General features: G+C 72.0%; 16 protein-coding genes. 9 read left to right on the top strand and 7 right to left on the bottom strand.

From position 1 onward, the window contains the following. Positions 1–35: 35 nt before the first annotated feature. The 3 genes from FHS39_RS06330 to speB form a co-directional block, all read right to left on the bottom strand. A complete protein-coding gene (locus FHS39_RS06330; RefSeq protein ID WP_184347121.1) occupies positions 36–3,830 on the bottom strand; it encodes an ABC transporter transmembrane domain-containing protein in 3,795 nt (1,264 codons plus the stop codon). Between the two features lie 102 nt (positions 3,831–3,932). Then, positions 3,933–5,915, bottom strand: coding sequence for a potassium-transporting ATPase subunit KdpB (gene kdpB / locus FHS39_RS06325; RefSeq protein WP_246470026.1), 1,983 nt, complete (start codon positions 5,913–5,915; stop codon positions 3,933–3,935). Positions 5,916–6,155: 240 nt separating this feature from the next. Beyond that, positions 6,156–7,127: an agmatinase gene (speB, locus tag FHS39_RS06320; RefSeq protein ID WP_045932422.1), complete on the bottom strand. Its 972-nt coding sequence runs from the start codon at positions 7,125–7,127 to the stop codon at positions 6,156–6,158. Positions 7,128–7,317: 190 nt separating this feature from the next. Between speB and FHS39_RS06315 the strand changes: the two genes are divergently transcribed. Continuing rightward, positions 7,318–8,109, top strand: a complete 792-nt coding sequence (locus FHS39_RS06315; RefSeq protein WP_184347119.1) for a phosphatase — start codon at positions 7,318–7,320, stop codon at positions 8,107–8,109. Here the strand turns inward: FHS39_RS06315 and tesB are convergent. The 3 genes from tesB to FHS39_RS06300 form a co-directional block, all read right to left on the bottom strand. Continuing rightward, positions 8,106–8,984: an acyl-CoA thioesterase II gene (gene tesB, locus FHS39_RS06310; RefSeq protein WP_184347117.1), complete on the bottom strand. Its 879-nt coding sequence runs from the start codon at positions 8,982–8,984 to the stop codon at positions 8,106–8,108. The two genes, FHS39_RS06315 and tesB, sit on opposite strands and share 4 nt — an antisense overlap. Positions 8,985–8,996: 12 nt before the next feature. Beyond that, positions 8,997–10,154 carry an acyl-CoA dehydrogenase family protein gene (locus FHS39_RS06305; protein WP_184347115.1) on the bottom strand — a complete coding sequence of 386 codons (1,158 nt, stop codon included), beginning with the start codon at positions 10,152–10,154 and terminating at the stop codon, positions 8,997–8,999. A 131-nt stretch (positions 10,155–10,285) separates the two neighbouring features. Continuing rightward, a complete protein-coding gene (locus tag FHS39_RS06300; protein ID WP_184347113.1) occupies positions 10,286–10,900 on the bottom strand; it encodes an SACE_7040 family transcriptional regulator in 615 nt (204 codons plus the stop codon). An 89-nt stretch (positions 10,901–10,989) separates the two neighbouring features. Here FHS39_RS06300 and FHS39_RS06295 point away from each other — a divergent pair, with 89 nt between their 5' ends. From FHS39_RS06295 to glmS, 7 genes are all read left to right on the top strand, one after another. Then, positions 10,990–12,606: a carboxyl transferase domain-containing protein gene (locus tag FHS39_RS06295; protein WP_184347111.1), complete on the top strand. Its 1,617-nt coding sequence runs from the start codon at positions 10,990–10,992 to the stop codon at positions 12,604–12,606. An 8-nt stretch (positions 12,607–12,614) separates the two neighbouring features. After that, complete coding sequence (locus FHS39_RS06290; RefSeq protein ID WP_184347109.1) at positions 12,615–14,780, top strand: acetyl/propionyl/methylcrotonyl-CoA carboxylase subunit alpha; 2,166 nt, start codon at positions 12,615–12,617, stop codon at positions 14,778–14,780. A 14-nt stretch (positions 14,781–14,794) separates the two neighbouring features. After that, the gene (locus FHS39_RS06285) at positions 14,795–15,715 is read left to right on the top strand and encodes a hydroxymethylglutaryl-CoA lyase (RefSeq protein WP_184348690.1); all 921 of its coding nucleotides are present in this window, start codon (positions 14,795–14,797) and stop codon (positions 15,713–15,715) included. 9 nt (positions 15,716–15,724) lie between these two features. After that, on the top strand, positions 15,725–16,885 hold the full coding sequence (locus FHS39_RS06280; protein WP_184348688.1) for an acyl-CoA dehydrogenase family protein: 1,161 nt from the start codon (positions 15,725–15,727) through the stop codon (positions 16,883–16,885). A gap of 38 nt (positions 16,886–16,923) precedes the next feature. Then, positions 16,924–17,817 carry a DUF4429 domain-containing protein gene (locus FHS39_RS06275; RefSeq protein ID WP_184347107.1) on the top strand — a complete coding sequence of 298 codons (894 nt, stop codon included), beginning with the start codon at positions 16,924–16,926 and terminating at the stop codon, positions 17,815–17,817. Positions 17,818–17,921: 104 nt separating this feature from the next. After that, positions 17,922–18,197, top strand: a complete 276-nt coding sequence (locus FHS39_RS06270; RefSeq protein ID WP_045932430.1) for a hypothetical protein — start codon at positions 17,922–17,924, stop codon at positions 18,195–18,197. An 89-nt stretch (positions 18,198–18,286) separates the two neighbouring features. Then, entirely contained in the window at positions 18,287–20,107 is a 1,821-nt protein-coding gene (gene glmS, locus FHS39_RS06265; protein ID WP_045932431.1) for a glutamine--fructose-6-phosphate transaminase (isomerizing), read from the top strand. A 395-nt stretch (positions 20,108–20,502) separates the two neighbouring features. Here glmS and FHS39_RS06260 read toward each other — a convergent pair whose 3' ends face one another. Beyond that, complete coding sequence (locus FHS39_RS06260) at positions 20,503–21,024, bottom strand: universal stress protein (RefSeq protein ID WP_045932432.1); 522 nt, start codon at positions 21,022–21,024, stop codon at positions 20,503–20,505. A gap of 332 nt (positions 21,025–21,356) precedes the next feature. Between FHS39_RS06260 and FHS39_RS06255 the strand changes: the two genes are divergently transcribed. Continuing rightward, a complete protein-coding gene (locus FHS39_RS06255; protein WP_343069390.1) occupies positions 21,357–21,689 on the top strand; it encodes a hypothetical protein in 333 nt (110 codons plus the stop codon). The last annotated feature ends 216 nt before the right edge of the window (positions 21,690–21,905 follow it).

Here is a 21,905-nt window from a genome sequence, read left to right as displayed (position 1 = left end):
TACGGACACCCCGGGGCCGCCGTGCAAGGCCCGCCCTAGGCGGGCACCGCCTCGCCCGTGAACGTCCGCCACAGCTCCGCGTAGCGCCCGTCCTTCGCCAGCAGCTCGGCGTGGGTGCCGTCCTCGGCGACCTTGCCGCCGTCCATCACCACCACGCGGTCGGCGCGGGCGGCGGTGGTCAGCCGGTGGGCGACCACCAGGGTCGTCCGCCGCCCGGCCAGCCGGTCCGTGGCCTGGTTGACCAGCGCCTCGGTCGCCAGGTCCAGGGCGGCCGTGGCCTCGTCCAGCAGCAGGACGTCCGGGTCGACCAGCTCCGCGCGGGCCAGGGCGATCAACTGCCGCTGCCCGGCGGAGAGATTGCGGCCGCGCTCGGAAACCGCGTGCAGATAGCCGCCTTCGAGCGTGGCGACCATCTCGTGCGCGCCGACCGCCCGCGCGGCGGCCTCCACCTCGGCGTCGCTCGCGTCCGGGCGCCCGTAGGCGATCGCGTCGCGGATGGTCCCCCGGAAGAGATACGGCTCCTGCGGGACGACGCCGAGCCGGCGGCGGTAGCCGACCGGGTCCAGGGCGCGCAGGTCGTGGCCGTCGACGCGGACGGCACCGGCGGTGGGGTCGTAGAACCGCGCCACCAGCTTCACCAGGGTCGACTTGCCCGCGCCCGTCTCGCCGACGAACGCGACGGTCTGCCCGGCCGGTATCGTCAGCCGGATCCCGTCGAGCGCGGGCGTCTCGCCGTCGCCGTCGTAGTGGAAGCGCACGTCGTCGAAGACGACCTCGCCGCTCAGCTCCTGCGGCACCCGCGGCTTTTCGGCCACCGGCACGGACGTCGGCTCGCGCAGCAGAGCCTGCACCCGGCCCAGCGAGACCGTCGCCTGCTGGTAGCCGTCGAAGACCTGCGACAGCTGCTGGACGGGCGCGAAGAACAGGTCGATGTAGAGCAGGTACGCCACCAGGGCGCCCGCCGTCAGCGTGCCGTCGCTCACCCGGCCCGCGCCCACGATGAGCACGGCGGCCGAGGCGACGGACGACAGCAGCTGGACGAACGGGAAGTAGACGGATATCAGCCACTGGCCGCGCACCCGCGCCTGCCGGTAGCCGTCGCTGCGTTCGGCGAAGCGCCGCGCGCCCGCCGCCTCGCGGCGGAACGCCTGCAGGATGCGCAGGCCCGCCACGCTCTCCTGCAGATCGGCGTTGACGCCGCCCACGCGCTCGCGGGCCAGCTCGTACGCCTTCACGCTCCGGCGGCGGAAGAGGACCGTGCCGATCACGAGCGGGGGCAGGGTCGCGAAGACGACGAGGGCCAGCTGGACGTCGATGACCAGCAGGGCCACGAGGATGCCGAAGAAGGTGAGGACCGAGACGACGGCGGTCACCAGGCCGGTCTGCAGGAACGAGGAGAGCGCGTCGACGTCCGTGGTCATCCGCGTCATGATCTTGCCGGTCAGCTCGCGCTCGTAGTAGTCGAGGCCGAGGCGCTGCAGCTGGGCGAAGATCTTCAAGCGCAGCGTGTACAGCACGCGTTCGCCGGTGCGCCCGGTCAGCCGGGTCTCGGCGACCTGCGCGGCCCACTGACAGGCCACGACGAGCAGGGCGAGCCCGGAGGCGGCCCACACGGCGCCGAGGGCCAGGCGCTGGACGCCCTGGTCGATGCCGTGCCGGATCAGCACCGGCAGCAGCAGCCCCGCGAGCGCGTCGACGGCCACGAGCAGCAGGCTCAGCGCGAGCGGCTTCCCGAAGCCGCGCAGCAGCTGCCGCAGGCCGTACGAGCCCTCGGGCAGCGCGGCCCGCTCCTCGTCGATGTCCGGGGTGTCGTCCGCGGGCGGCAACGCCTCGACCTTGGCGAGAAGTTCGGGCGTGGCGGGCATCCCGGCGAGCGCGCCCTGCGCCTCGGCGCCGTCGCTCTCGCGCCGCACCCACAGGTGCGGGGTGACGCCGTCGACGACGGTGCGCTTGCCGGTCGCGGCGGGGGCCGGGCGCTCGGCGAGCCCGGTGGCCGCGGCCTCGCCGCCGAACGCGCCCGCAAGGGCGGGGGCCGCCTCCAGGGCCCGGCCCGCGGGGTCCTTGCGGACGCCCGCCAGCTCCTCCGGGTCGGTCAGCAGCGCGCGGTACAGCTCGCAGCGCTCCTCCAGCTCGGCGGCGGTGCCGACGTCGACCAGGCGGCCGCGGTCGAGGACCGCGATGCGGTCGGCCAGGGCCAGGGTGGAGGCGCGGTGCGCGATGAGCAGCGTCGTACGGCCGGCCATGACGCCGCGCAGCGCCTCGTGGATCTCGTGCTCGACGCGTGCGTCGACCGCCGAGGTCGCGTCGTCGAGCAGCAGCAGCCGGGGGTCGGCGAGGATCGCGCGGGCGAGCGCGATGCGCTGGCGCTGGCCGCCGGAGAGGGTCAGGCCCTGTTCGCCGACCTTGGTGTCGTAGCCCTCGGGCAGCTCTGCGATGAAGCCGTCCGCCTGTGCGGCGCGCGCGGCGGCCCGTATCTGCTCGTCGGTGGCGTCCGGCAGCCCGTAGGCGAGGTTGTCGCGGATGCTGTCGGAGAAGAGGAAGCTGTCCTCCGGCACCAGGCCGATCGCGGCGCGCAGGGACGGCAGCGTCAGCTCGCGCACGTCCTGCCCGCCGACGCGCACCGCCCCGCCCGTGACGTCGTAGAAGCGCGGCAGCAGCAGCGCCAGCGTGGACTTGCCGCTGCCGGAGGCGCCGACGACGGCCACGGTCTCGCCGGGCTCGATCCGCAGGGAGAAGCCCTCCAGGACGGGCCGCCCGTGCTGGTAGCCGAAGGTGACGTCGTCGAATTCGACGACGGCGGGGGCGTCCGCGGGCAGTTCGTGCGCCCCGGCACGCTCCTGCACCACCGGCTCGGTGTCGACGAGCTCCAGTACGCGCTCCACGCCCGCCCGGGCCTGCTGGCCGACCGTCAGCACCATGGTGAGCATCCGCACCGGGCCGACGAGCTGCGCCAGATAGGTCGAGAAGGCCACGAAGGTGCCGAGCGTGACCTGCCCGCGCGTGGCCATCCAGCCGCCGAGCGCCAGCATGGCGACCTGACCGAGCGCCGGGACGGCCTGCAAGGCCGGGGTGTAGCGGGAGTTGAGCCGTACCGTCCGCAGCCGCCCGGCGAAGAGCCTGCGGCTGACCTCGCGGAGCTTGCCCGCCTCCTGGGCCTCCTGTCCGAAGCCCTTGACGACGCGTACGCCCGTCACGGCGCCGTCCACCACGCCCGCGACGGCGGCGGCCTGGCCCTGGGCGTACCAGGTGGCGGGGAAGAGCTTGGTGCGGCTGCGACTGGCGAGGAACCACAGGGCGGGGGCGACGGCCAGGGCCACCACCGTGAGCAGGGGGGAGAGCACGGCCATCACGACGAGCGAGATGACGAACAGCAGGATGTTGCCGATCATCATCGGCAGCATGAAGAGCAGGCTCTGGATGAGCTGGAGGTCGGAGGTGGCCCGGCCGACGACCTGGCCGGTGGAGAGCTCGTCCTGCCGCTTGCCGTCGAGGCGGGAGATCGAGGCGTACATCTCGGTCCGCAGGTCGTGCTGGACGTCGAGCGCGAGACGTCCGCCGTAGTAGCGGCGGACGTAGGTGAGGGCGTAGACGACGACGGCGGCGACGATCAGCAGGGTGGCCCAGGGGGCGAGGGGGCGCTGGTGGGCACCTATGACGTCGTCGATGATCAGCTTGGGTATGAGCGGCACGAGCGCCATGACGGCCATGCCCGCGAGCGAGGAGCCGAGCGCGAGCAGTACCGTGCGCCGATAGCGCCAGCAGTAGCCCGCGAGCCGCCTGGCCCAGCCTTGACCGGTCGCATCCCGACCGGTCGTGTCCGTCGCCGTCACCAGAGACCTCCCGTTGTCCTGCACTCCACTGGCCGACGGAAGGCCCCAACGCCGTGGGCTGCGGATTTCATCCCGCCGTCATGCAGAACGGCCAGGAGTGCGTCACATGCCGGGCACGTACTGCATGAGCAGGTCGATGAGTTTGATGCCGACGAACGGCGCGACGAGCCCGCCCAGCCCGTAGACGCTCAGGTTGCGGCGGAGCAGAACGTGCGCGGAGGACGGGGCGTAGCGCACGCCGCGCAGGGCGAGCGGGATCAGCGCGACGATCACGAGCGCATTGAAGACGATCGCCGAGGCGATGGCCGAGGTGGGGCTGTGCAGGCCCATGACGTTGAGCTTCTCCAGGCCCTCGTAGCCCGCCACCCCGCCGAACATGGCGGGGACGATCGCAAAGTACTTGGCGACGTCGTTGCAGATGGAGAAGGTGGTCAGCGCGCCGCGGGTGATCAGCAGCTGCTTGCCGACCTCGACGATCTCGATGAGCTTGGTGGGGTTGGAGTCCAGGTCCACCATGTTCCCGGCCTCCTTGGCGGCCGAGGTGCCGGTGTTCATGGCCACGCCCACGTCGGCCTGCGCGAGCGCGGGCGCGTCGTTGGTGCCGTCACCCGTCATCGCGACGAGGTTTCCACCGGCCTGTTCCTCCTTGATGCGGGCCAGCTTGTGCTCGGGCGTGGCCTCGGCCAGGTAGTCGTCGACGCCCGCCTCGGCGGCGATGGCCTTGGCGGTGAGCGGGTTGTCGCCGGTGACCATGACAGTCTTGATGCCCATGGCGCGCAGTTCGGCGAAGCGCTCGGCGATGCCGGGTTTGACGACGTCCTTGAGGTGGACGGCGCCCAGGATCCGCACGCCGTCCGGGTCCTCGACCGCGACGAGCAGCGGGGTGCCGCCGTCCGCGGCGATGGAGTCGGTGATCCAGCCGGCTTCCTCGGGCACCTGGCCGCCGCGCCGGGCGACCCACTGCATGACGGCGCTGCCGGCGCCCTTGCGGATGCGGCAGAACTCCCCTTCGAAGGCGAAGTCGACCCCGCTCATCCGCGTCTGCGCGGAGAAGGGCACGAAGCGGCCGTGTGCGAGGTCGCCGTGGTGGCGGCGGATGCCGTGCCGCTCGGCCAGGCCGACGATGGAGCGGCCCTCGGGCGTCTCGTCGGAGAGCGAGGAGAGCTGCGCGGCGTCGGCGAGCAGGTCGTGGGCGATGCCCTGGACGGGCACGAAGGCGGCCGCCTGGCGGTTGCCGAGCGTGATGGTGCCGGTCTTGTCCAGGAGCAGCGTGTTGACGTCGCCCGCGGCCTCCACGGCCCGGCCGGACAGGGCCAGGACGTTGCGCTGGACCAGCCGGTCCATGCCCGCGATACCGATGGCGGAGAGCAGGGCCCCGATGGTGGTGGGGATGAGGGTGACCAGCAGGGCGACCAGCACGGTGATGGTCTGCGGGGCGCCCGCCCATTCGGCCATGGGCTGGAGCGAGACCACCGCCAGGATGAAGACCACGGTGAGCGAGGCGAGCAGGATGTTCAGCGCCAGCTCGTTGGGCGTCTTCTGCCGGCTGGTGCCCTCCACCAGGGCGATCATGCGGTCGAGGAAGGTGTGCCCGGCGCGGGAGGTGATCCGCACGACGATCCGGTCGGAGAGCACCGTCGTGCCGCCGGTGACGCCCGAGCGGTCGCCGCCCGCCTCGCGGATGACGGGCGCGGACTCGCCGGTGACGGCCGACTCGTCCACCGCCGCGACGCCGTCGACGACCTCGCCGTCGCCCGGCACGGTCTCGCCCGCCTCGACCACGACGAAGTCGTACGGCCGCAGGTCGGCGGCCGGCACGCGCTCCTCTTCCCACTCCCTGCGGTCCATGCTCACCCGCCAGCTGCGCAGCCGCCGGGCGACGGTGTCCGAGCGGGTGCGGCGCAGCGACTCGGCCTGCGCCTTGCCGCGGCCCTCGGCGACGGCCTCGGCAAGGTTGGCGAAGACGACGGTGAGCCAGAGCCAGACGCTGATCAGCCAGCTGAAGACGGACGGGTCGAGGACCGCGGAGACGGTGGTGAGGACCGAGCCCGCCTCGACGACGAAGAGCACGGGGTGCCTGACCATCACCCGCGGGTGCAGCTTGCGGACCGCTTCGGGGAAGGAGGCGAGGATCTGCCGGGGGTCGACGAGGCCGCCGCCGACGCGGCGGTGTTTGCGGGCATTCACGCGCCTCAGCAAACCCTCGCGGACACGGTGCGCGTCCGCGCCCTTACGGAGCCTTGTCGTCCGGCGGGCGCGAGCTTACGCGATCTTTACGGGAGAAGGGGCCCCGCCGCTCGGCGGAGCCCCTTCTCACCGAGGCGTTCAGCCGCGTGCGGCCGCGATCTGCCGGGACATGATCGTCGTCAGCTCGTAGGCGGTGTGCGAGGCCGCCACGCAGGTGATCTCGGCGTGGTCGTAGGCCGGGGCCACCTCGACGACGTCGGCGGAGACCAGGTTGCAGGAGGACAGGCCGCGGATGATCTCCAGCAGTTCGCGGGAGGTCAGGCCGCCGGCCTCCGGGGTGCCGGTGCCGGGCGCGTGGGCCGGGTCCAGGACGTCGATGTCGATGGAGATGTACAGCGGCCGGTCGCCGACGCGCTGGCGCAGCTGGTCGGCGATCTCGTCGACGCCGCGCCGCATGACGTCGGCGGAGGTGACGATGCCGAAGCCCATCTTCTCGTCGTCGGTGAGGTCCTTCTTGCCGTACAGCGGGCCGCGCGTGCCGACGTGGGAGAGCGCCTCGGTGTCGAGGATGCCCTCCTCGACGGCGCGGCGGAACGGCGTGCCGTGGGTGTACTCGGCGCCGAAGTAGGTGTCCCAGGTGTCCAGGTGCGCGTCGAAGTGCAGCAGGGCGACCGGGCCGTGCTTCTTGGCGACGGAGCGCAGCAGCGGCAGCGCGATGGTGTGGTCGCCGCCGAGGGTCATCATGCGGGCGCCGGTGCCGAGCAGGTCGTCGGCCGCGGCCTCGATGGTCTCGACGGCCTCGTCGATGTTGAACGGGTTCGCGGCGATGTCGCCCGCGTCCGCGACCTGTGCGAGGGCGAAGGGCGACGCGTCCTGCGCCGGGTTGTAGGGGCGCAGCAGCCGGGAGGCCTCGCGGATGGCGTTGCCGCCGAAGCGGGCGCCGGGGCGGTAGGAGACGCCGGTGTCGAAGGGGACGCCGACGACGGCGACGTCGGCGGTGCCCACCTCGTCCAGGCGCGGCAGCCGGGCGAAGGTCGCCGGGCCCGCGTAGCGGGGGATGCGGGAGGAGTCGACGGGGCCGCGCGGTTCACGGGGGGCGGAGGTGCTCATGCTGGGGCCTCTCGGGATCACGGACGGGGCGGGCGCTCATGCCGGGGGCCCGGTCGTCAACGTCGGAGCGGATGCGTGGACGTACCCGAGGGTAGGCAGGGCGGCGGATTCCGCACATGTACGGAACTGTGGATCCGGTGCCTTCATATGGACACGGCGTCTATCGCGCACCACGGTGGAGAATGTGGCCATGCCGATAGCACCCAGCCGTACCGCACTGATCGACCATCTCGTCCGTACGCGCATCGCGGGCGACGTCGCGACTCCCCGGGAGAACAACCTCGCTCACTACCGCAGCCTGGCGATGGGCGACCGGCTGTACTGGCTGGGTCTGGAGCTCGGCAACCGCTGGACCGACGAGCAGGACGTGCTGGCGGTCATGGCGGACCGCTGCGGTGTCAACGACGATCCGGCGCACCGGGCCGGGCAGGACACCATCGACCCGGAGCTGACGGTGGCCGGGCTGGAGCGGATGGCCGCCTTCCTGCGCAAGGCGGCGGAGGGCCGGCAGCGGGTGCTGTTCGCGACCGGGCACCCCGGCGGCCTGCTGGACGTGCACCGGGCGACGGCTGCGGCGCTGCGCGCGGCCGGCTGCGAGATCGTCTCCGTGCCGAGCGGGCTGCGGGCGGACGAGGGCAGCGTCTACCAGGTCGCGGACGTCGCCGTGTACGAGCGCGGGGCCACGCTGTGGCACACGCACTCCCCCGCCCCGATGGCCGCGATCCTGGACGGGCTGGCGCACCTGGGCCTGCCCCGGCCGGACCTGGTCGTCGCCGACCACGGCTGGGCGGGCTGTGCGGCGCAGCGCGGCATCGACGCCGTGGGCTACGCGGACTGCAACGACCCGGCGCTCTTCCTGGCCGAGGCGGAGGGCACCCTGCAGGTGGCCGTGCCGCTGGACGACCACGTGGCCGATCCGCGCTTCTACGAGCCGATGACGGCGTATCTGCTGGAGGCGGCCGGACTGCCGGTGCAGGGCTAACGCGGCACGCGGACCACGCCTTCCTGGATCACCGAGACGGCCAGCTGTCCGTCCTGGGTGAAGATCCGGCCCCGGGCCAGGCCCCGGCCGCCCGAGGCGGTCGGGCTCTCCTGGTCGTACAGCAGCCATTCGTCCGCGCGGAAGGGGCGGTGGAACCACATGGCGTGGTCCAGGCTGGCGCCGACGACGTCGCCGACCGCCCAGCCGCCGCGGCCGTGGGCGAGCAGGACGGAGTCCAGCAGGGTCATGTCGGAGACGTAGGTGGCCAGGCAGAGGTGGAGCAGGGGGTCGTCGGCCAGTTTGCCGTTGGTGCGGAACCACACCTGCGACTTGGGCTCGCGCGGCTCTCCCACGCTGGCGAAGGGCGGCTCGTCCACGTAGCGCAGGTCGACCGCCTCGCGCGCCTGGAGGATGCGCTCCACCACCTCCGGGCCGCCCAACCGGTCGGCGTAGTGGGGCAGCATGTCCGCCGGCGCGGGCAGGGTCAGCGGGTCGGGCGCCGCGGGCATCGGCTCCTGGTGCTCCAGCCCTTCTTCGTGCTCCTGGAAGGAGGCGGAGAGGTGGAAGATCGGCTGCCCGTGCTGGACGGCGACCACGCGCCGGGTGGTGAAGGAGCGCCCGTCGCGGATGCGGTCGACGGTGTAGATGATCGGCACCGCGGGGTCGCCGGGGCGCAGGAAGTAGGAGTGCAGGGAGTGCGCGGGGCGGTCGGCGGGGACGGTGCGCCCCGCGGCGACCAGCGCCTGGGCCGCGACCTGCCCGCCGAAGACGCGGGGCACGAGGATGGCCGGGCTGGTGGCGCCGCGGAAGATGTTCTCCTCGATCTGCTCCAGGTCGAGCAGTTCGAGCAGTGAGCACAGTGCTGTGTCGTTCACGAGTGTTCGGCCCTACAGTCCCATCGACTTGGCGATGATGGAGCGCATGACCTCGCTGGTGCCGCCGTAGATGCGGCTGACGCGGGTGTCCGCGTAGAGGCGGGCCACCGGGTACTCCATCATGTATCCGTAACCACCGTGCAGCTGGAGGCACTTGTCGATGACGACGGCCGCGCGCTCGGTGGTGAAGAGTTTGGCGGATGCGGCGTCGGCCGCGGTCAGCTCGCCCGCGTCGTGCGCGTCCAGGGCGCGGTCCACGACCGCCTGCATGGCGTCGACCTCGGCCCGGCAGTCCGCGAGGACGAACTTGGTGTTCTGGAAGGAGGCGACCGTCTTGCCGAAGACGGTCCGGTCCAGGACGTAGGCCTTGGCGAACTCGACGGCCGCGGCGGACTGCGCGTACGCACTGACGGCGATGCCCAGCCGCTCCTGCGGCAGGTTCTGGCCGAGGTAGCCGAAGGCCTTGCCCTCCTCGCCGAGGAGGTCCTCCACCGGCACCTTGACGTCGGTGAAGGAGAGTTCGGCGGTGTCGGAGGCGTGCAGCCCCAGCTTCTCCAGCTTGCGGCCGACCGCGTAGCCCTCGGAGGCGGTGTCGACGGCCAGGAGGGAGATGCCGCCGCGGCGGTCCTCGGGGGTGGCCGGGGCGGTACGGGCGCACACGATCACCCGGTCGGCCTGGACGCCGCCGGTGATGAAGGTCTTGGCGCCGTTGAGGACGTAGTGGGTGCCGTCCTGCGAGAGCTTGGCGGTGGTCGTCATCCCGGCGAGGTCCGAGCCGGTGCCGGGCTCGGTCATGGCGATCGCGGTCATCATGTCGCCGGAGACGAAGCCGGGCAGCCAGCGCTGCTTCTGCTCCTCATTGGCATACGCGAGCAGGTAGGGCAGGCAGAGGGCGGTGTGCACGCTGCTGCCGCCGAAGCTGACGCCCGCGCGGGCGCACTCCTCGGTGATGACGGCCTGGAACTTGAACGAGCTCTGGCCCGCGCCGCCGTACTCCTCGGGCACCTCGATGCCGAAGACGCCCAGCTCGCCGAGTTTCTTGTAGAAGCCGCGCGGCACCGCGCCCGCCTCGCGCCACTCGTCGTAGTAGGGCACGACCTCGGCGGCGATGAAGTCGCGGATGGTCTCCCGGAACGCTTCGTGGTCCTCGTTGAACACCGTACGACGCACAGCTCCCCCTCCCGGCTGTGGGAACCCCGACTGTGTAAGCGCTTGCTCAGCGAAGCTACCGGTGAGTCACCGCGACTGTCCAGATCCCGGCTGTCCGGATCCCGTCGGCGCGATCGCTGCGGTCCGCCCGGTCAGCCGGACAGTGCGTCCAGGGCGCCCAGCGCGAGGCGGCGCAGCAGCGCGGCGGTGGCGTCGCGGCCGGGCAGGGCGCCGGGGCGGCCGAGGTGCGGGGTGGAGTTGAGCAGGCCGAAGACGGCGTGCACGGCGGCGCGGGCAACCACCTCGGGCGCCTCGGGGTGCAGCTGCCGCACGACGTCGACCCACAGCTCCACGTACTGGCGCTGGAGGGAGCGCACGAGCTTGCGGTCGCTGTCGCGGAGCTGGCCGAGCTCGCGGTCGTGGAGGGTGATCAGCGCCCGGTCGTCGAGGGCGAAGTCGATGTGCCCGTCGATCAGCGAGTCGAGGACCGCGGCCGCGCCGCCGCCCGCCTCCGCGGCGGCCGCCACGCGCTGCCGGCCGCCCGCGAAGAGCCGCCCGCTGATGCCCACCAGCAGCTCGGCGAGCATGGCGTCCTTGCCCGCGAAGTGGCGGTAGAGCCCGGGGCCGCTGATGCCGACCGCCGCCCCTATCTCATCCACCCCCACGCCGTGGAAGCCGCGCTCGGCGAAGAGCCGGGCGGCCTCCTGGAGGATCTGCTCGCGGCGGGTGGGCGAAGCGGTTCGGGTGCCGGGGGCTGCGTCTTTCACGAAAGTAATTCTAGACAGCGCCGTTAGTGGTCGTTAACCTGAAGCCACACGTGTTAACGCTCATTAACCGAGCAAGGGAGCTCGAGTACATGCAGCAGGCACCGGTGCTGGGGAGCGCCGCAGATCCGGCGTCCGACGCCTGGCGGGCCAATGAGGCCGCGCACCGCGAGCTGGTGGCGGGGCTGCGCGAGAAGCTGGCCGTCGCACGGCTGGGAGGCGGCGCGAAGGCGCGCGAGCGGCACACCGCGCGCGGCAAGCTGCTGCCGCGCGACCGGGTCGACACCCTGCTGGACCCCGGCTCGCCGTTCCTGGAGATCGCCCCGCTGGCGGCCGAGGGGATGTACGGGGGCGCGGCCCCGGCGGCCGGGGTGATCGCGGGCATCGGGCGGGTCTCGGGCCGCGAGGCGGTGATCGTCGCCAACGACGCCACCGTCAAGGGCGGTACGTATTACCCGATGACCGTCAAGAAGCACCTGCGCGCCCAGGAGATCGCCCTGGAGAACAGGCTGCCGTGCCTGTACCTGGTCGACTCCGGCGGCGCCTTCCTGCCCATGCAGGACGAGGTCTTCCCCGACCGCGAGCACTTCGGCCGGATCTTCTACAACCAGGCGCGGATGTCCGGTGCGGGCATCCCGCAGATCGCGGCAGTCCTCGGCTCCTGCACCGCCGGCGGCGCCTACGTCCCGGCGATGAGCGACGAGGCGGTGATCGTGCGCGGCCAGGGCACGATCTTCCTGGGCGGCCCGCCGCTGGTGAAGGCCGCCACGGGCGAAGTGGTCACGGCCGAGGAGCTGGGCGGCGGCGAGGTCCACTCCAAGGTCTCGGGCGTCACCGACCACCTCGCCGAGGACGACGCGCACGCGCTGCGCATCGTGCGCACCATCGTCTCCACGCTGCCCGAGCGCGGCCCCCTGCCCTGGCCGGTGGAGCCGGTGGAGGAGCCCAAGGCCGATCCGGCGGGGCTCTACGGCGTGGTGCCGGCCGACTCGCGGACGCCCTACGACGTGCGCGAGGTCATCGCCCGCGTGGTCGACGGCTCGCGCTTCGCCGAGTTCAAGGCCGAGTTCGGCCAGACGCTCGTCACCGGCTTCGCCCGGATCCACGGCCACCCCGTGGGCATCGTCGCGAACAACGGCATCCTCTTCTCCGAATCCGCCCAGAAGGGCGCCCACTTCATCGAGCTGTGCGACCAGCGCGGCATCCCGCTGGTCTTCCTGCAGAACATCTCCGGCTTCATGGTCGGCCGGCAGTACGAGGCGGGCGGCATCGCCAAGCACGGCGCGAAGATGGTCACCGCCGTCGCCTGCACGCGCGTGCCCAAGCTGACCGTGGTGATAGGCGGCTCCTACGGCGCGGGCAACTACTCGATGTGCGGGCGCGCCTATTCGCCGCGCTTCATGTGGATGTGGCCCAACGCCAAGATCTCGGTGATGGGCGGCGAGCAGGCCGCCTCGGTGCTCGCGACCGTCAAGCGCGATCAGCTCGAAGCGCGCGGCGAGGAGTGGAGCACGGAGGACGAGGAGGCCTTCCGGGCCCCCATCCGCGAGCAGTACGAGACCCAGGGCAGCGCCTACTACGCAACGGCGCGCCTGTGGGACGACGGGGTCATCGACCCCCTGCAGACCCGGCAGGTGCTCGGCCTGGCCCTGACCGCATGCGCCAACGCGCCGCTGGGCACGCCCGGCTACGGCGTCTTCCGGATGTGAGGCGGAGCATGTTCGACACTGTCCTTGTCGCCAACCGAGGCGAGATCGCCGTTCGCGTCATCCGTACGCTGCGCTCCCTCGGCATCCGCTCCGTGGCCGTCTTCAGCGACGCCGACGCGGGCGCCCGGCACGTCCGTGAGGCCGACACCGCCGTGCGGATCGGCCCTGCGGCGGCCGCGGAGAGCTATCTGTCCATACCGCGACTGCTGGAGGCAGCCGCCCGCTCCGGCGCCCAGGCCGTGCACCCGGGCTACGGCTTCCTCGCGGAGAACGCCGCCTTCGCCCGGGCCTGCACCGAGGCGGGGCTCGCCTTCATCGGCCCGCCCGCCGAGGCCATCGAGCTCATGGGCGACAAGATCCGCGCCAAGGAGACGGTCCGGGCGGCGGGCGTGCCCGTCGTGCCCGGCTCCACCGGCAGCGGCCTGACCGATGCCGAACTGGCCGCCGCGGCGCGCGAGATCGGTATGCCGGTGCTGCTCAAGCCCTCCGCGGGCGGCGGCGGCAAGGGCATGCGGCTCGTGCGCGACGAAGCGCTGCTGGGCGAGGAGATCGCCGCCGCCCGCCGCGAGGCGCGCGGCTCCTTCGGCGACGACACGCTGCTCGTGGAGCGCTGGGTCGACCGGCCCCGGCACATCGAGATCCAGGTGCTGGCCGACGGACACGGCCACGTCATCCACCTCGGCGAGCGCGAGTGCTCGCTCCAGCGCCGCCACCAGAAGATCATCGAAGAGGCGCCCAGTGTCCTGCTGGACGAGGCGACCCGCGCCGCCATGGGCGAGGCGGCGGTCTCGGCCGCGCGCTCGTGCGGCTACCGGGGCGCGGGCACGGTGGAGTTCATCGTGCCGGGCGACGACCCCTCGTCGTACTACTTCATGGAGATGAACACCCGCCTCCAGGTCGAGCACCCGGTCACCGAGCTGATCACGGGCCTGGACCTGGTGGAGTGGCAGGTCCGCGTGGCCGCGGGCGAGAAGCTGGGCCTCGCCCAGGAGGACGTGACGCTCTCCGGCCACGCGGTGGAGGCCCGGATCTGCGCGGAGGTCCCCGCCCGGGGCTTCCTGCCCTCGGCGGGCACGGTGCTGGCGCTGCGCGAGCCCGTGGGCGAGGGCGTGCGCGTGGACTCCGGCTTGTCGGCGGGCACCGAGGTCGGGACGTCCTACGACCCCATGCTCGCCAAGGTCATCGCCCACGGCCCCGACCGCGCGACGGCCCTGCGGCGGCTGCGCGCGGCGCTGGCCGAGACGGTGGTGCTCGGCGTCGAGACGAACACCGGATTCCTGCGGCGCCTCCTGGCCCACCCGGACGTCGCCTCCGGCGCCCTGGACACGGGCCTGGTCGACCGCGAGGTCGAGGGCCTGCTGGAGCCGGCCGTCCCGGAGGAGGTCTACGCGGCGGCGGCGCTGGTGCGGCAGGCTGCGCTGGAGCCGGATGCCTCCGGAGGCTGGACGGACCCCTTCTCGGTCCCGAGCGGCTGGCGCCTCGGCGACGACCCGGCGTGGACGCCGCACCACTTCCGGGTGCCGGGCCAGGACCCGGTAACGGTCGGGGTACGCGGCCGCGCGGAGAACGCAGAAATCGGGTTGTGGGCAGGCGTTCCGCAGGGCGGAACGGGTGGGCACAGCCCGACCACCGGGCCGCACCCGGGCAACGACCCCGCACCCCGCACCGGGGTCCAGGCGAGGTGGCTGACGCCGTCTTCCGGCGTTGTGCCCACCCTCTCCCATTGCCTGAACGGCATGGGAGGTGCCCCCATCGCCCCAAGCGGAACGCATGCCCACAACGTGGGCGTCCTCACGTGGCGCGGCCTCACCCACCGCTTCACCCTCACCGCCGGCCCGGAGGGCACGTGGCTCGCCAGGGACGGCGACGCCTGGCACGTCACCGCCCACGACCCCGTCGAGACCGCCCTCCGCGGCGGATCCGCGGCCGCCCACGCCGGCGCCCTGACCGCCCCCATGCCCGGCACGGTCACCGTCGTCAAGGCCGCCGTCGGCGATCTGGTCACCGCCGGCCAGAGCCTGCTCGTCGTGGAGGCGATGAAGATGGAACACGTCATCGCCGCCCCTCACGACGGCACCGTCACCGAGCTCGACGTCACCGCGGGCGGCACGGTCGCCATGGACCAGGTACTGGCCGTGGTCACCCCGCTCGACGCCACCGAGGGGGAGTCGTGATCAGCGGACTGCCCATGGCCGTACCGGAAGCCGGCCTGCCCACCCACGTCCGCATCCACGAGGTGGGCCCCCGCGACGGCCTGCAGAACGAGAAGACCGTCGTCCCGGTCGAGGTGAAGGCGGAGTTCATCCGGCGGCTGGCCGCCGCCGGCCTCTCCACCGTCGAGACGACGAGCTTCGTGCACCCCAAGTGGGTGCCGCAGCTCGCCGACGCCGAGCAGCTGGTGCCGATGCTCGACGGCGTCGAGGCCCGGCTGCCCGTGCTGGTGCCGAACCGGCGTGGCCTCGAGCGCGCCCTGGCCCTCGGGGTGCGCGAGATCGCCGTCTTCGGCAGCGTCACCGAGTCCTTCGCCAAGGCCAACCTCAACCGCACGGTGGACGAGTCGCTGGAGATGTTCGCCCCGGTCGTGGCCGAGGCCAAGGAGGCCGGCCTGCGGGTGCGCGGCTATCTGTCGATGTGCTTCGGCGACCCCTGGGAAGGGGCCGTGCCCATCGCGCGGACGGTCGACGTCAGCCGCCGGCTGCTCGGCCTCGGCTGTGACGAGCTGAGCCTCGGCGACACCATCGGCGTGGCCACCCCCGGCCACGTCACCGCCCTGCTGGCCGCCCTCGGCGAGGCGGGCGTGGGCGCGGAGCGGCTCGCCGTCCACTTCCACGACACCTACGGCCAGGCGCTCGCCAACACCCTGGCCGCGCTGCGCCACGGCGTGACCACCGTCGACGCCTCCGCGGGCGGCCTCGGCGGCTGCCCGTACGCGAAGAGCGCCACCGGAAACCTCGCCACCGAAGACCTCGTATGGATGCTCGACGGCCTCGGCATCACCACCGGGGTCGACCTCGGCCGTCTCACCGCCACGAGCGTGTGGATGGCCGGCCACCTGGGACGGCCCAGCCCTTCCCGCACCGTCCGCGCCCTCTCCCACCAGGAGCCCTGAGCCATGTCGCTGGACCACCGCCTCACCCCGGAACACGAAGAACTCCGCCGCACCGTCGAGGAGTTCGCACACGACGTGGTCGCCCCCAAGATCGGCGACTTCTACGAGCGCCACGAATTCCCGTACGAGATCGTGCGGGAAATGGGCCGCATGGGCCTGTTCGGCCTGCCCTTCCCCGAGGAGTACGGCGGCATGGGCGGCGACTACCTTGCCCTCGGCCTCGCCCTCGAAGAGCTGGCCCGGGTGGACTCCTCCGTGGCCATCACCCTGGAAGCCGGCGTCTCCCTCGGCGCGATGCCGATCTTCCGCTTCGGCACCCAGGAGCAGAAGCAGCAGTGGCTGCCGAAGCTGTGCGCGGGCGAGTCGCTGGGTGCGTTCGGCCTGACGGAGCCGGAGTGCGGCTCCGACGCCGGCGGCACCCGCACCACCGCGCGCCTGGACGAGGCCACCGGCGAGTGGGTGATCAATGGCACCAAGTGCTTCATCACCAACTCCGGCACCGACATCACCGGCCTGGTCACCGTCACCGCCGTCACCGGCCACAAGCCGGACGGCAAGCCGCTGATCTCCTCGATCATCGTGCCCTCCGGCACCCCCGGCTTCACGGTCGCCGCCCCCTACTCCAAGGTCGGCTGGAACGCTTCGGACACCCGCGAGCTGTCCTTCTCCGACGTCCGGGTGCCCGCCGCGAACCTGCTGGGCGAAGAGGGCCGCGGCTACGCCCAGTTCCTGCGGATACTGGACGAGGGCCGGATCGCGATCTCGGCGCTGGCCACGGGCCTGGCCCAGGGCTGTGTCGACGAGTCGGTCTCGTACGCCAAGACCCGCCGGGCCTTCGGCCGGCCGATCGGCGCCAACCAGGCCATCCAGTTCAAGATCGCCGACATGGAGATGCGGGCGCACACCGCCCGGATCGCCTGGCGGGACGCGGCCTCCCGGCTGGTGCACGGCGAGCCGTTCAAGAAGGAGGCGGCGCTGGCCAAGCTCTACTCCTCGGAGATCGCGGTCACCAACGCCCGCGAGGCCACCCAGATCCACGGCGGCTACGGCTTCATGAACGAGTACCCGGTGGCCCGCATGTGGCGGGACTCCAAGATCCTGGAGATCGGCGAGGGCACCAGCGAGGTGCAGCGGATGCTGATCGCCCGCGAGCTGGGGCTCACCGACTGACCGGATCAACACCCCATGGACCTGCGATAATTCGGTCCATGGCAGAGATCCTCCAGAAGGACGGCTCCTGGACCTTCGACGGCGACACGATAGGCATCGTGCCGGGCCGGGAGAAGACGCACCCGCTCCGGCAGACGCTGGGCCGGCTGGCCGTGCCGCTGACGGCCGTGGCCGGCATCGCCCTGGAGCCCGGCCGCCGCGGCGGCCGGCTCCGGCTGCGCCTGAGGGACGGCACCGACCCGCTGTCCCAGGTCGCCCGCGGCCGGCTGGCGGATGCGGCCGATCCGTATCAGCTGGCGGTCGAGGCGGACCGCATGGGCGTGGCGGAGTACTTCGCGGACGAGGTCCGTCATGCCCTGCTGCTGGAGCAGGTGCCGGACGGTCCCGCCGAGCGGTATCTGCTCCCCGGCCCGGCACTGCCGCTGTCGGTGTCCACCGGCGACGGCACGGTCTCCTTCGACGGCGAGCGGGTGCGCCTGGAGTGGAACTGGATGGCCGAGGAGGGCAAGAAGTCGGCGGGGCCGCGCGAGCTGCCGGTCCGCGACATCGACTCGGTGGAGTGGCTCCCCGCGACGGGCCTGCAGAACGGCCATCTGCGTTTCGTCGTCCCGGCGGCCCGGACGAACGCCCCGGCCAAGCACGACCCGCACGCGCTGGAGCTGCACGGCTTCAAGAAGGACACACTCACCGCGCTGATAGCGGCGGCCGTGGCGGCACGCCTGCCGCATCCGTACGGGAAGACCGCCGAGCTCCCCGCCGCCCTCGATGCCGCCCCGGAGGCGGTGCCGGCCGTGACCGCCGGGGCGTCCGCCGAGCCCGATCACGACGCCCTGCTCCGCCGGCTGCGCGAGCTCGGTGAGCTGCATCACGCCGGGATCCTCACGGACGAGGAGTTCGGCGCGGCGAAACAGGCCATTCTGCGGCGTTTCTAGCTGGATCACCGTGGATCGCCTTGATCACCCTCCTTCACCCCCACCCCTGCCCGAAATCGGGCAGGATTCTTGCGAAAGGCTTCCACAGCCCTCAGTATCGACGGGTGCTCGAACGCCGTATGACCCATGACGACCTGGTGGATCACCTGGTGCGCAGCACGCCGCTTCAGCGCGGCGAGGCCGCCCGGGTGGTCCTGGACGTCCTGGCGTACTTCGACGAGACGGCCGAGGAGTTCGTCCGCCGCCGCCATCGCGAGCTGCAATCGGGCGGGCTGAACAACACGGAGATCTTCGAGCGGATCGCGGCAGAGCTGCCGCACCGCGCGGTGTCTCCCCCACAGCTCTCGCTGCGGCAGCTGCGCCGCATCGTCTACGGCTGAGGCCGCGGGGCACGAAGGAGCGGCCCGTACGCCGCCCCGTTCCCCATCGTCACCGAGCACCACCGAACGCTTACCTGGGAGGGTCAGTTATGTGCGGAATCGTCGGATACATCGGCAAGCGTGATGTCGCGCCCCTGCTGCTGGAGGGCCTGCAGCGCCTGGAGTACCGCGGCTACGACTCGGCCGGTATCGCCCTGCACGCGAGCGGCAAGACCGGCGGCCTGAAGTCCGCCAAGGCCAAGGGCCGCGTCCGCGAGCTGGAGGCCCGCCTGCCCAAGCGCTTCGCCGGCACCACCGGCATCGCCCACACCCGCTGGGCCACGCACGGCGCGCCGAACGACGTCAACGCGCACCCCCACCTGGACGCCGAGGAGAAGGTCGCGGTCGTCCACAACGGCATCATCGACAACGCCTCCGACCTGCGCACCAAGCTGACGGCCGAGGGCTTCGTCTTCGTCTCCGACACCGACACCGAGGTGCTCGCCCACCTCATCGCCCGCTCCCAGGCCGGCACGCTGGAGGAGAAGGTCCGCGACGCCGTCCGCCACATCGAGGGCACCTACGGCATCGCCGTCCTGCACGCCGACTTCCCGGACCGCATCGTCGTCGCCCGCAACGGCTCCCCCGTCGTGCTGGGCATAGGCGAGAAGGAGATGTTCGTCTCCTCCGACGTCGCCGCGCTGGTCAGCCACACCCGCCAGGTCGTCACCCTCGACGACGGCGAGATGGCCACCCTGAAGGCCGACGACTACCGCACGTACACCACCGAGGGCTCCTCCACCTCCTCGCAGCCGACCACCGTGGAGTGGGAGGCCGAGTCGTACGACATGGGCGGCCACGACACGTACATGCACAAGGAGATCCACGAGCAGGCCGACGCCGTGGACCGCGCGCTGCGCGGCCGCATCGACGACCGCTTCTCCACCGTGCACCTGGGCGGCCTCAACCTCGACGCCCGTGACGCGCGCGCCGTGCGCCGGGTGAAGATCCTCGGTTGCGGCACCTCGTACCACGCCGGCCAGATCGGCGCCCAGATGATCGAGGAGCTGGCCCGCATCCCCGCCGATGCCGAGCCGGCCTCCGAGTTCCGCTACCGCAACCCGGTCGTGGACCCCGACACCCTCTACATCGCGGTCTCCCAGTCCGGTGAGACCTACGACGTCCTCGCCGCCGTCCAGGAGCTCAAGCGCAAGGGCGCCCGCGTCCTCGGCCTGGTCAACGTGGTCGGCTCGGCCATCGCCCGCGAGACCGACGGCGGCATCTACGTGCACGCCGGCCCCGAGGTCTGCGTCGTCTCCACCAAGTGCTTCACCAACATGGTGGTCTCCTTCGGCCTGCTCGCGCTGCACCTGGGCCGCACTCGCGACCTGTCCGTCGCCGACGGCAAGCGGATCATCGAGGGCCTGCGCAAGCTGCCGGCACAGATCACCGAGATCCTGGAGAACGAGGCCGAGATCGAGAAGCTGGCCGCGGAGTACGCGGACGCCAAGTCGATGATGTTCATCGGCCGCGTCCGGGGCTACCCGGTGGCCCGCGAGGCCTCGCTGAAGCTCAAGGAGGTCTCGTACATCCACGCCGAGGCCTACCCGGCCTCCGAGCTCAAGCACGGCCCGCTGGCCCTGATCGAGCCCGCCATGCCGACGGTCGCGATCGTGCCGGACGACGAGCTGCTGGAGAAGAACCGCGCCGCGCTGGAGGAGATCAAGGCCCGCAGCGGCCGCATCCTCGCCGTCGCGCACCAGGAGCAGGAGAAGGCCGACCACACGATCGTGGTGCCGAAGAACGAGGACGAGCTGGACCCGATCCTGATGGGCATCCCGCTCCAGCTGTTCGCCTACTACACGGCGAAGGCCATGGGCCGCGACATCGACAAGCCGCGCAACCTGGCGAAGTCCGTCACCGTCGAGTAATCCGACTTGGGGGGCTCACGGAAGCGGCCTGTCCCCGCGACCACTCATCGAGTCGCCCCTGCCGCGGCCGGCCACCTCGGCGAAAGCCCGGAGGCCGGCCGCAAAGAGGGACGGTTCCCCGCGCGTGCCACCACGCGCGCGGGGAACCGCCTCCCCTGCGCCGGCGTACCCTCGCGCCGGCGGCGATGCCGCCGATCCCGGGAACCGTCACCTCCCGTCCGGCAGCACGCATCGCGCTTGCGCCGGTGTTCTACCCCTCGCCGCGGCGGCATCCACCTTCTACGCGCGAGTAGATTCCGCTCCGCTGTCACGCCGGAATCGAAGCCACGGGCCTGCGCCGCAAGCGAGTTGACGCTCCGGAAGCCGGCGCCCCGCCGCCGTCGGGCGGGAGCGCGCTACGGGATCACCACGACCGGCCGCTGCGCACGCCGCGCCAGCCGGCCCGCGACCGAGCCGAAGATCCGGCCGACCAAGCCGTGCGTGGAGCCCACCACAATGGCGTCGGCCGCGTATTCGCGCCCGACTTCTTCGAGTTCGTGGCAAATGTCCCCGCCGCGCTCGACGAGGATCCACGGCACTTCCGACAGATAGTCCGCACAGGCCAGCTCCAGACCGAGGACCTCGGTGCGGTGATCGGGAACGTCCACGAAGACCGGCGGCTCACAGCCCGCCCAGACCGTCGTCGGCAGCCGGTTGGCCACATGGACGATGATCAGCCCCGAGCCGGAGCGCCGGGCCATACCGATTGCATAAGCAAGCGCCCGCTCACTCGACATGGAACCGTCGAAGCCCACCACGACGCCGTGCTGGAACGCCGGATCGCAGGAATGACGTGTTTCTTCCGCCGCTTCGGGGTTCGCCGTCTGATCGGCGATTCCCTTGCGGTCCGCGGGTTCGGAGAATTCGTGACCGGCCATCGGTGTCTCGGCGAAGGAAGCCTCTGGTCGAGGGGAACGGCGGTGGACTGGTTGGAGTTGTCGGGGACGCGCCCACGGGATGGATCTTGGACGGCCAAATCCGTCCGGGATTCATCTTTTCAAGTGCTTACCCCCAGGGTACGGCGCCACTCACTGCCTGCCCAGGGGCTGCCCAGCGGGATCCGGCCCCCGCGGGCGTTCCCCGGAGCATGCACGAGCGCGGCGCGTAGCGCAATGGCCCCGGCTCTACTCACTGGTACCCACTCCCCAGTGACCCAGACCCCCGGGCCGCCGTTGTAGTACCGCCAGCCGCCGCCAGCAGGGAGCCCTCCGTGCCCGGAAGCCGAGATTTCGCCCGCGAGGACGCCCCCTCCGGGCAGTCCCCCGATCCGGTGAGCGACGTGGTCCGCTGGGCGGCGTTCAGCTGCGCCCTGGTCCCGGTCGTCCTGCTGATGTGCGGTCAGTCCTTCGCCGGGTCCGTCGGCACCGCGGCCGGCCTGGTGGCCCTCACCTGTGTCTGCCACGCGCTGCTGCGGCAGGCCGAGCGGACGGCCGCCCGGGTCACCGCGGAGCAATCCCTTCCGCACCGCGGACGGCACGGCCGGACGGGCGCGGGGAGCCATCGCGGAGCCCGGCATCAGGGGCCCGGTACGCCCCTCGACTGACCCTCTCGCACGCCTGGACCCGTAGGTTTTCAGCCAAGTTCAGGCCGAACTTCGTACCCTCCTCACAGCCGCCCCCAACAGCCGGTCGACCAGCAAGGAAAGGACCGCGGAGGGCGGTTGCCGCCTACGGAGAGTGGGCATGGGCGAGAGGCGTACTTTTCACCGAGGGCTGCAAGTGCAACGCTTCGTGATCGAACGCTTCGCGCCAAGTTGTCA

The sequence above is a fragment of the Streptomyces olivoverticillatus genome (genome assembly GCF_014203555.1).
Classification (GTDB): domain Bacteria; phylum Actinomycetota; class Actinomycetes; order Streptomycetales; family Streptomycetaceae; genus Streptomyces; species Streptomyces olivoverticillatus.
Note: the sequence above shows the minus strand (reverse complement) of the source record. Positions and strands in the feature narration are given on the sequence as shown.